This window comes from Roseomonas acroporae, from assembly GCF_023223525.1.
Classification (GTDB): domain Bacteria; phylum Pseudomonadota; class Alphaproteobacteria; order Acetobacterales; family Acetobacteraceae; genus Roseomonas_E; species Roseomonas_E acroporae.
Genome location: NZ_JALPRX010000140.1, coordinates 17,887 through 27,498 on the forward strand (window position 1 = coordinate 17,887; position 9,612 = coordinate 27,498).

The window sequence follows — 9,612 nt, forward strand, 5'->3', positions numbered from 1 at the left end:
GCGGCCTGCCGGTATCCGCCCGATCACGGCGCCGCGCGCCAGGCGCGGCGGGTGGCGCGGACCGGCGGCTCAGGCGGCGCCCGCCTGCGCCGCACCGGCGAGACTCTCGGTGAGGAAGGCGACGAGCGGACGCACCAGCTCCGCCTCGGCCCGCTCCTCGCCGATCAGCACGATCTCGGTCATCGGCAGGACCGGCCAGTGCTCGGGCGTCCGCAGCGCCTGCAGGCCGGCGCCCATGAAGGAGCGGCCGAGGACGGTGACGCCGAGCCCGCCCGCCACCGCCGCCTGGATGCCGGCCAGGCTGCTCGCGGTGCAGGCCGCGAACCATTCCCGGCGCACCGAATCCAGCGCCTGCACCATCACCTCGCGGTAGGTGCAGGGCGGCGGCAGCATCACCAGCGGGGCCGGACGGTCGAAATCCGGGCGGTAGCCGACAGCCGCGATCCAGTCCAGCTGCTCCCGCCAGATCACCCGCCCGCGCTGCGCCGCGCCGTCCTTCTTGGCGATCACCACGTCGAGCCGCCCCGCCTCGTAGGCTTCCAGAAGGCCATGGCTCAGCCCGGTCATCAGCTCTAGGTGCAGCCCGGGGTGCAGGCGCTGGAAGCGCGTCAGCATGCCCGGCAGCAGCCCGGGCACGAAATCCTCCGAGACGCCCAGGCGCAGATTGCCCACCGCCGGCTCCAGCAGGCTGCGCACCGTGATGTCGTGCTGCTCCAGCACGCGGCGCGCGCCGACCAGCAGCTTCTCGCCCTCGCGGGTCAGGGCCAGCGAGCGGCTGGTGCGCTCGAAGACGCGCCGGCCCAGCAATTCCTCCAGCCGCAGGATCTTCTGGCTCACCGCCGATTGCGAGCGCGCCACCACCTCGGCGGCGGCGGTGAAGCTGCCCGTCTCGGCGACCGCCACGAAGGCGCGCAGCAGGTCGATCTCCAGCTCGGGGAAGCGCATCGGATCATCAATCAGGATTTTTGCTTGATGAAATAAGAACTATGCGTTTCTCTTCTTGTTGGCAACCCCTAATTCTCGCGTCGTAACAGGCTTTCGAGGCGGCGATGCGTGCGCAGATGCTGCGGACCCATGGTGGTCCGGAGAATTTCATCCTGACCGAGGTGCCGACCCCCGTGCCCGGCCCGGGCACCGTGCTGGTGCGGCTGGCGGCGACCTCGGTCAACCAGATCGACATCCGCATCCGCAACGGCCTGCCGATCGGCCCCGCCCTACCGGCAATCCTCGGCGCCGACTTGGCCGGCCGGGTCGAGGCAGTCGGCCAGGGTGTGGAGGGCTTCGCCCCTGGCGACGAGGTCTATGGCTGCGCCGGCGGCGTGCACGGCCTGGGCGGCACGCTGGCCGAGTACATCGTGGCCGATGCGCGGCTGCTCGCGCGCAAGCCAGGATCGCTCTCGATGCGCGAGGCGGCGGCGCTGCCGCTGGTCTCCATCACCGCCTGGGAGGCGCTGGAGCGCACCGGCGTCGGCGCCGGCGACCATGTGCTGGTGCATGGCGGGCTGGGCGGCGTCGGCCATGTCGCGGTGCAACTAGCCAAGACGCGCGGTGCGCAGGTGGCTACGACCGTGCCCTCGGCGGAGGCCGGCGAGCGCGCCCGCGCGCTCGGCGCCGACGCCACGATCGTGTTCACGGAGGAGGAGGTGCCGGCCTATGTCGATCGTCTCACCGGCGGCCTGGGCTTCGATGTCGTCCTCGACACCGTGGGCGGCGCGAACCTCGACAAATCCCTGGCCGCCGCCGCACTGAACGGCCGCGTCGCCGCCACCGCGGCGCGCAGCACCCACGACCTGTCAGCGATGCACAACAAGGGCCTATCGCTGCACGTCGTGTTCATGCTGATCCCAATGCTGCACGACATCGGACGCGAGCGGCATGGCCGGATCCTGCGGGAGGTGGCGAGGCTGGCCGACGCCGGCCGGCTTCGCCCGATCGTCGATCCGCGCCGCTTCGACCTCGCGTCGGCGCCCGAGGCGCACCGGCATCTCGAATCCGGCCAAGCGGTCGGCAAGGTCGTCATCGATATTGCCTGATCCTGCTTCGAGATCCGTTCCGCGAGGTCGGCTGCCATGTCCTCCTTCCCGCCTGCCAGGCTGTCACCGATACCGGCCGCCCCGCTGCACAGCCTGGCCGCCGCCGTTCCGCCCCGTCGCCGGCTTGCCGTCGCGGGCGGCGCCGTCTCCAGCCTCGTGCTGGCAATCCTGTTCTGGGGCGCCAACTGGCCGGTAATGAAGCTGGGCCTCGGCCATGTGACGCCGCTCTGGTTCTCGGCGCTGCGCTTCGGCACCGGCGCGGCCTGCCTGTTTGCCGTGCAGGCGATGCGGGGCGGCGTCCGTCTGCCACGCCGGCGAGACCTGCCCTTCGTCGCCTCGGTCGGCCTGTTGCAGATGCTGTGCTTCACCGTGCTCGGGGCGCTCGCGATGACGCTGCTGCCGGCCGGGCGTTCCGCCCTGCTCAGCTACACCACGCCGCTCTGGGTGCTGCCCGCCTCGGTGCTGTTCTTCGGCGAGCGCGTGCCAGGGCCGCGCCTCGCCGGGATCGGGCTGGCGGCTCTCGGCGTCGCAGTGCTGATGAACCCACTGTCCATCGATTGGGCCGATCCGCGCGTGCTCGGCGCCAACCTGATGCTGCTCACCGCGTCGCTGTGCTGGTCCGCCTGCATCCTGCACCTGCGCTATGGCCGCCCTGCCTCCGCGGCCTTCGCGCTGGCGCCCTGGCAGATGCTGCTGGCGACCTTGCTGCTGGTGCCGCTCGCCCTGACCGTGGAAGGCCCCTTTACCGGCGACGGTTCCGCCGCTTTCTTGGCCAGTACCCTGTACGTGGGGCCCGTCGCCACCGCCTTCTGCTTCTGCGCCGTGAACGCCGCCAGCGCCCGGTTGCCGGCCACCGGCATGGCCACCGCCATGCTGGGCGTTCCCGTCACCGGCGTCGCCCTGTCCATGCTGCTGCTGGGTGAGCGCCTGACGCCCACGCTGCTGCTCGGCTCCCTGGCGATCCTCGGCGGCATCGCCGCCGCTGCCCTTCCCACCCGCTTCCGGTCCTGAAAGAGCCCGCCATGAAAGCCGTCGGCTACCATGTCCCCCTGCCGATCGACGATGAGAATTCGCTGCTCGACCTCGAACTGCCGGTGCCGGAGCTGCGCCCGCGCGACCTGCTGGTGCGGGTGCAGGCGATCTCGGTCAACCCGGCCGACGTGAAGCTCCGGGCCAGCGCCGCGCCGCCCGAGGGCACGGCGCGCATTCTCGGCTACGATGCCGTGGGCATCGTGGAGGCGGTTGGAGCGGAGGCGACGCTGTTCCGCCCCGGCGACGCCGTGTTCTATGCCGGCAGCATCGACCGCCCCGGCACCTACGCCGAGCTCCACGCCGTGGACGAGCGCATCGTCGGCCACAAGCCGGCCTCGCTGGGCATCGCCGAGGCGGCGGCGCTGCCGCTGACCGCCATCACCGCCTGGGAGCTGCTGTTCGACCGGCTCGGCGTGCCCTATGGCGAGAAGACGTCGGAAGGCGCGCTGCTGATCGTCAACGGTGCCGGCGGCGTCGGCTCCATCCTGATCCAGCTCGCGCGCCGGCTGACCGGCCTGACCGTGATCGCGACCGCCTCGCGCCCCGACACGATCGCCTGGTGCCGCAGGATGGGTGCCCATCACGTGATCGACCATCACCAGCCGCTCGACGAGGGGATCAGGGCGCTCGGCATCCCCGAGGTACAGTACGTGGCCAGCCTGACCGCGACCGACAGGCACCTGCCCGCCATCGCCCGTGCCCTGGCGCCGCAGGGTGCACTGGCGCTGATCGACGACCCAGCGACGCTCGACATCGTGCCGCTCAAGCGCAAGAGCCTGTCCGTGCACTGGGAGCTGATGTTCACCCGGCCGCTCTACGGCACGCCCGACATGATCCGCCAGCACCGGCTGCTGAACGAGGTCTCGGCGCTGGTCGATGCCGGGCTACTGCGGACCACGCTGCGCGAGGATCTCGGCCCGATCAACGCCGCCAACCTGCGCCGCGCACATCGGATCCTGGAAAGCGGCGCGAGCATCGGCAAACTCGTCCTGTTCGGATTCTGAAGTCGGGCTTCGTTCCGTCAGGTCCGGCCACTGGTAGCCGCTGCACCCCTCGGCGTTCCCGCATGGACTGTCATGGAAAACTCCACCTTTGTCCAAGCGGCGATGATCCGGGATCACGCTTCTCCCGATCCTGTCGTGGCTTGAGCAATCGGCTCTCCTGGCCTCGTTCGACTTCGGCACGTCTCTTACATGGTTCTCCGAGCCGATCGCCGGCAGGTGCAAGATCCTGATCCAAGACAAAGCCTCTCCCTCACCGCAGTAATCATTGGGAAGGCGCCAACCAACCACGACAGCCAACGGAGGCAGCGCAATGTCCGGATTCCGACACGCCAATTTCTCCAGACGGGGGTTCTGCCTGTGCTGCCTTGCCCTGGCCGGCTCCGCCACGGCGGGCTGGTTGACGCCGGCGAAGGCCTGGGCGGAAGCGGGCAGCATCGTCGATCTCATCCGCGATTCCGCCGCGAAGACACCCATCGCGGTGCACAGGCTTCGCAACAGCATCGCCGTGCTGGAAGGTTCGGGCGGCAACATCGCCGTGCTGACCGGGACGGATGGAAAGGTGTTCGTCGATGCGGGTATCACCGCGTCCAGGCCACGCATCCTCGAAGCCGCCAGCAGCCTCGGCAGTGAGCCCATCCGTACCCTGATCAACACCCACTGGCATTTCGATCACGCAGACGGGAATTCCTGGATGAACGCCGAAGGGGCCGCCATCGTCGCGCACGAGAATACCCATAAGCACCTGCTGGCCACACAGCGGGTCGAGGACTGGAATTTCGATTTCCCGCCGTCTCCGCTCGCCGCGGTTCCCACGGAGGTGTTCTCCTCGGAAAAGACGCTGACCCTGAACCGCACGACGATCCGCCTCAGGCACTACGGCCCGGCGCATACCGACAGCGACATCTCCGTGACCTTTTCGGAGGCGGATATCCTCCACTGCGGCGACACCTACTGGAACGGCATCTACCCTTTTATCGACTATTCGACCGGAGGCAACATCGACGGCATGATCAGGGCGGCCGAGAGGAACTTGGTGGAAGCGACGGACCGAACGATCGTCATCCCGGGTCACGGCAAGCCGGTCAGCAACAAGGCCGAGCTGACATCCTATCGAGACATGCTTGTCGCCATCCGCGAGAAGGTCGCCGTGCTCAAGCGTCAGGGCCGCTCCCTGCAGGAAACCGTCGCTGCGAAACCGACAGCAGAGTTCGACGCGAAATGGGGCCAGTTCGTCATCACGCCGGCTTTCTTCACGAAGCTCGTCTACGAGGGCGTCTGAACCCATCGGGCTGCTTCGCATCCTCTTCCACGATCCGTGCCGGCACTGCACCGAGCCGATTTTGCCGAAAGGTACCGCCCCATGTCCGTCGCCGAGCAGCCGCTTCGAATTGACATTCCGGTCAAGCTGCCAGAGGTCAAGGTCGTCTTCAGCATCGGGGCCCTTGCCTTTGAGGGAGATCTTCCTGCCTCGCTGTTCCACCTTCAACTATTGAAAGGTGACGCCGAAGACTGGAAGGCAGGTTCGGAGATCGTCGCGGTCTTTCATACCAATGCCGGGCACGTAACCCTGCACGACACAGCCTACAACACCGAGCGCAACATCCTGACCGGAAATCCATACAAGGAACTGATTGCGCAACTCCAAGCACGAGGTATCCAGGTAGAGCTCTGCGGCGCAACGGCACGGGTCCATCACTGGGGCAATGCAGACCTTCTTCCGCAAATTCGTGTAAATACGGACGCGATGGCGCGGGCCACGCAACTCGTCCAGCAAGGCTTCGTGAAGATTACAGAGTAGTCAAAGATGGATTCTCCGATCGCATCCAAGTGGTGGTGTAATGAGTAGGGTGTTTGGCAATTTCATGTCGCGCTGATCGGCTGGCTCGGCGAGCCGATCGGCACCCATCTCAGCGGGATGAGCAACGCCCCCTATCCCTCTGATCTGAACGATGCCGAGTGGGCGATCCTGTGCCCGCTTCTCACGCCGCCGCGGCAGGCCGGTCATCCACAAGTGCTGAAACTGTGCCGGATCGTCGAGGCGGTGTTCTACCTGCTGCGGACCGGCTGCCAGTGGCGGGACCTCCCGCACGAGTTCCCGCCCTGGCCCGCCGTGTACTGGCACTACGCCAAGTGGCGGCGTGCCGGGACCTGGGAGGCGATCAACGCCGCCCTGCGGAGCGCCGGCGGGTCGCGATCGGGCGCACGGCCCAGCCGACGGCCGCGATCATCGACAGCCAGTCGGTGCGCAGCACCGAGGCGGGTGGGCCGCGCGGCTACGATGTCGGCAAGAAGATCAACGGCCGCAAGCACCATGTGCTGGTCGACACGCAGGGCCACCTGCTGACGGTGCGTGTCCATCCGGCCGACCTGCACGACCGACGTGGCGCCGAGGTACTGCTCCAGGGCTTGGCCGCGCGGTTCCCGTCGATCCTGCTACTCTGGGTCGACAGCGCCTACCGCGGCCTACAGGACTGGCTGACGCGGACGCTCGGCTAGACGCTCTCGGTGGTGAAGCACCCGTGGACACGCGTGCAGGGTGTCTGGGTCGCGCCGGGTCAGACGCCTCCCCCGATCCCGCGCGGCTTCCATGTGTTGCCGCGCCGATGGGTAGTGGAGCGGACACTCGCCTGGATCAGCCGCAACCGGCGCATGGCAAAGGACTACGAACACCTCATGCAGACCGGCGAGATGCTCGTCCACATGGCCATGGCGCGCATCGTCCTGCGCAAGATCGCGAAGAGCGCAACATGAAATTGCCAAACGCCCTTGAGCTTGCCGATCGTGCTTTGTGGAATAATGCCAGGACAACATACCGCCTTTAAGCCATCGTTCGAGAGTATGGCTTGCGAGTGCCGGACTTCACCTGCGTGACCAACTATTGGTTTCACCTGCAGCACGGGAAGTGCGGGTGAACCAATATCAGACGCCCGTTGACAGGCATTGGCGTTGTCGGCGATCAGGCGCTGGTTCCTCTCGAACTCCGCCCACGAGACGTATCCCTCGTGGTGCCCGGGGAGCAACACCGCCCAGTCCGCGCGCTCCCGCCGCACCCCTCGGATGACGTGCTTGCGCCCGTTCTCCACCGTCACCCGGTTGCCGGTGCGGCCGAACGCGTAGGCGCCGCCGTAGATCGGGTTGGTCAGCAGCCGCAGCAGCGTGCTGTAGACCGGCAGCTTCCAGACGATGCCACGTCCCGGCTCGATGACCTCCACCGCCGGCAGGCGGATCTGCTCCTGGCGCAGCCACAGGTGCACCTGGCGGACGCTCTGGAATGCGGCAAACCTGCGGAACACCAGGCCGATCCCCTCGCGTACCCGCAGATCCGGGTCCATGGCGATGCGGTCGTGCCCGATCCGCACATAGCCGACCGGCACGTTGAGAAACAGCTCGCCGCGGCCGGCCTTCTGCCGCAGGGCCTCGAACGAGCGCTGGCGCAGGATGGACAGCTCCATCTCGCTCATCGTGCCCTTCATGCCGAGCAGAAGCCGGTCGTTCGGAAGCCTCGCGTCGTAGACGCCGTCCTCATCCGCGAGCAGGCATCCAACCAGCCCGCAGAACTCCAGCAGCGTGTGCCAGTCACGGCCGTTGCGGGCCAGCCGCGAGGCCTCGATGGCCAGCACGATGCCAACGCGACCTTCGCAGATGGCCACGAGCAGGCGCTCGAACCCAGGCCGCGCGACACCGCCGCCGGAGCGGCCGAGGTCGTCATCGATCACCACCACATCGGACCAGCCGAGCTGCCGGGCCCGATCGGCAAGGCTGTACTGCCGGCGCCGGCTCTCGTGGTTGTGGAGCAGCTGGTCCTGGGTGGATTGCCGAACGTAGACGAAGGCCTGGCGGGCCAGATGGTCAGGCAGGATCTTGCTCATCGCCGCCCTCCCGCGTCGGGCTCGCAGGCGCCACCACTTCCAGCAACAGCGTCTCCAGCAGCGCCAACAGGAGCTGTCTCGCCTGCGGCGGCAGGCTCTCCGGAGGCCCTGCCGCCGTGAACAGCTCCCGCTGCCTGGGCATCACGTGATGTGCCACGCCGCTCCTCGCCCCTGCTCCCGGCGAGCGAGGCTACGGCGGCATCGACGGTCAGGCGCATCTCCCGCAGGACCTGCAGGGGGAACCGTGGTGCCTCCAGGATCGGCGCTGCCGCTGCCTCCGGCAGGCACATCCACACCGGGACCTGCGCCATCGTCCCGTCCGGCTGGCGCACCACCAGCATCGTCACGCCACGAAAGCTGTGGCGCCGCCACACCTCGACCCGTTCACCGCAACGAGGGTGAAACGGGTAGTGGATCGTCACATCCCAGCCCTGATAGTGGGCAGTATGTCGCTGTCTCGCCCGGTTCCGGCAAGAGCCACATCGCGGCCGCCTTGGCGCGGGCCCTCGTCGAGAACGGCTTCCGCGCCCTGTTCGCCCGTACCACCGACCTCGTCCAGCGCCTGCAGGCCGCCCGGCAGGAGCTGGCCCTCGAGGCCGCCATCACCCGGCTCGACCGCTACGACCTGCTGATCCTCGACGACCTCTCCTACGTTCGACGTGACCAGGCAGAAACCAGCGTCTTGTTCGAACTGATCAGCCGCCGCTACGAGCGCCGCTCCCTCCTGATCACCGCCAACCAGCCTTTCGGCGCCTGGGATAGCGTCTTTCCCGATCCCGCCATGACCGTAGCCGCCGTCGACCGCCTCGTTCACCACGCCACCGTCATCGAGATGAACGTCGAGAGCTACAGGCAGCGCGCCGCCAATCGCAAGACCCGCCCGACAACCCCCAGAAAGGTAGGGCCACACACCACAGCGCCCGAGCCACAACCCACCTGACTTCCGGTCGCCCTTCCAACTTGCCAGCGGCAATCTGGCGCGGCAATCATCGCAGCAAGCGCAGCCAGATCACCATCCTGATCGCCGCCCGCTCCTCATCCAGATTGTCGCGCTACACTGCACGGTCGCGCAGGAGGCCGCCCCAGTGGGTGAGCCAGCCGAAGCTACGCTCGACGACCCAGCGGCGCGGCAGCACGGCAAAGCCCCGCTGCCCGGGTGTCCGGCTGACGACTTCGTGGCGCATGCCATGCAGGTGGCACCAGGTCTGGCAGCGCTTGGCGGTGAAGGCGCCATCCAAGATGGCCACGCGCAGGCTCGGCCAGGCCTGCTTGCCGGCATCGAGGGCCGGCAGGGTGTCGCGGTCCTGGACCAAGGCCGGCACGACGGCTACGGCCAGCCAGTTGCCGTCAGCATCGACCAGCGCAACCCGCTTGCGCCCGACCATGCGCTTGGCGGCATCGTAGCCGCGTGGACCGCGTACAGGCAGGCACTTGACCGTCTGCGTGTCGATGATGGTCAACCGCGGCGACGCGGGGCGGCAATCTGGACTACCGGGCGACGACCGCGCAATGGCACGCGGAGCGGGCGGCACGGCGGCCGAAGCCGGCGAAGCTGACTACACACCCGGCACTGCGAGCCTACGTGCAGGACCGGTTGGCCGGTTCCGTTGCCGTTCCGGGCGGCGCCGCGGTGCCCGGCCCGACGACGGTGCCGTGGAAGGGCCGACGGCACGG

General features: G+C 68.1%; 9 protein-coding genes and 2 pseudogenes. 8 read left to right on the forward strand and 3 right to left on the reverse strand.

The window, feature by feature from the left end; genetic code table 11:
- Window positions 1–69: 69 nt before the first annotated feature.
- Window positions 70–945, reverse strand: a complete 876-nt coding sequence (locus M0638_RS25510; protein WP_248669777.1) for a LysR substrate-binding domain-containing protein — start codon at window positions 943–945, stop codon at window positions 70–72.
- Window positions 946–1,049: 104 nt separating this feature from the next.
- Here M0638_RS25510 and M0638_RS25515 point away from each other — a divergent pair, with 104 nt between their 5' ends.
- The 6 genes and pseudogenes from M0638_RS25515 (at window position 1,050) to M0638_RS25540 (ending at window position 6,820) form a co-directional block, all read left to right on the forward strand.
- Complete coding sequence (locus tag M0638_RS25515; RefSeq protein WP_248669778.1) at window positions 1,050–2,033, forward strand: zinc-dependent alcohol dehydrogenase family protein; 984 nt, start codon at window positions 1,050–1,052, stop codon at window positions 2,031–2,033.
- Window positions 2,034–2,069: 36 nt separating this feature from the next.
- Entirely contained in the window at window positions 2,070–3,044 is a 975-nt protein-coding gene (locus M0638_RS25520; RefSeq protein WP_248669779.1) for a DMT family transporter, read from the forward strand.
- Window positions 3,045–3,055: 11 nt separating this feature from the next.
- The gene (locus M0638_RS25525) at window positions 3,056–4,069 is read left to right on the forward strand and encodes a zinc-binding alcohol dehydrogenase family protein (RefSeq protein WP_248669780.1); all 1,014 of its coding nucleotides are present in this window, start codon (window positions 3,056–3,058) and stop codon (window positions 4,067–4,069) included.
- A gap of 310 nt (window positions 4,070–4,379) precedes the next feature.
- Entirely contained in the window at window positions 4,380–5,348 is a 969-nt protein-coding gene (locus M0638_RS25530) for an MBL fold metallo-hydrolase (RefSeq protein ID WP_248669781.1), read from the forward strand.
- Window positions 5,349–5,429: 81 nt separating this feature from the next.
- Window positions 5,430–5,867 (forward strand): DsrE family protein, encoded by a 438-nt coding sequence (locus M0638_RS25535; RefSeq protein WP_248669782.1) that lies wholly within the window; start codon window positions 5,430–5,432, stop codon window positions 5,865–5,867.
- A gap of 117 nt (window positions 5,868–5,984) precedes the next feature.
- Window positions 5,985–6,820 (forward strand): annotated as a pseudogene (locus M0638_RS25540) (IS5 family transposase).
- Here M0638_RS25540 and M0638_RS25545 read toward each other — a convergent pair.
- Window positions 6,730–7,938: a recombinase family protein gene (locus tag M0638_RS25545; RefSeq protein ID WP_248669783.1), complete on the reverse strand. Its 1,209-nt coding sequence runs from the start codon at window positions 7,936–7,938 to the stop codon at window positions 6,730–6,732. The pseudogene M0638_RS25540 and the gene M0638_RS25545 sit on opposite strands and share 91 nt — an antisense overlap.
- Before the next feature lie 148 nt (window positions 7,939–8,086).
- On the opposite strand from M0638_RS25545, the gene M0638_RS29000 reads away from it, so the two are divergent.
- On the forward strand, window positions 8,087–8,878 hold the full coding sequence (locus M0638_RS29000) for an ATP-binding protein (RefSeq protein WP_282572299.1): 792 nt from the start codon (window positions 8,087–8,089) through the stop codon (window positions 8,876–8,878).
- 112 nt (window positions 8,879–8,990) lie between these two features.
- Here the strand turns inward: M0638_RS29000 and M0638_RS25555 are convergent, their stop codons facing one another.
- Window positions 8,991–9,398 (reverse strand): transposase, encoded by a 408-nt coding sequence (locus M0638_RS25555; protein ID WP_248669784.1) that lies wholly within the window; start codon window positions 9,396–9,398, stop codon window positions 8,991–8,993.
- Between the two features lie 2 nt (window positions 9,399–9,400).
- Between M0638_RS25555 and M0638_RS25560 the strand changes: the two are divergent.
- A pseudogene (locus M0638_RS25560) lies at window positions 9,401–9,612 on the forward strand (IS30 family transposase); the annotation flags it as partial.

Coding starts and splice junctions, on each gene's coding strand:
- M0638_RS25510 (WP_248669777.1), bottom strand. CDS start 945: ATGCGCTTCCCCGAGCTGGAGATCGACCTGCTGCGCGCCTTCGTGGCG.
- M0638_RS25515 (WP_248669778.1), top strand. CDS start 1,050: ATGCGTGCGCAGATGCTGCGGACCCATGGTGGTCCGGAGAATTTCATC.
- M0638_RS25520 (WP_248669779.1), top strand. CDS start 2,070: ATGTCCTCCTTCCCGCCTGCCAGGCTGTCACCGATACCGGCCGCCCCG.
- M0638_RS25525 (WP_248669780.1), top strand. CDS start 3,056: ATGAAAGCCGTCGGCTACCATGTCCCCCTGCCGATCGACGATGAGAAT.
- M0638_RS25530 (WP_248669781.1), top strand. CDS start 4,380: ATGTCCGGATTCCGACACGCCAATTTCTCCAGACGGGGGTTCTGCCTG.
- M0638_RS25535 (WP_248669782.1), top strand. CDS start 5,430: ATGTCCGTCGCCGAGCAGCCGCTTCGAATTGACATTCCGGTCAAGCTG.
- M0638_RS25545 (WP_248669783.1), bottom strand. CDS start 7,938: ATGAGCAAGATCCTGCCTGACCATCTGGCCCGCCAGGCCTTCGTCTAC.
- M0638_RS29000 (WP_282572299.1), top strand. CDS start 8,087: ATGTGCCACGCCGCTCCTCGCCCCTGCTCCCGGCGAGCGAGGCTACGG.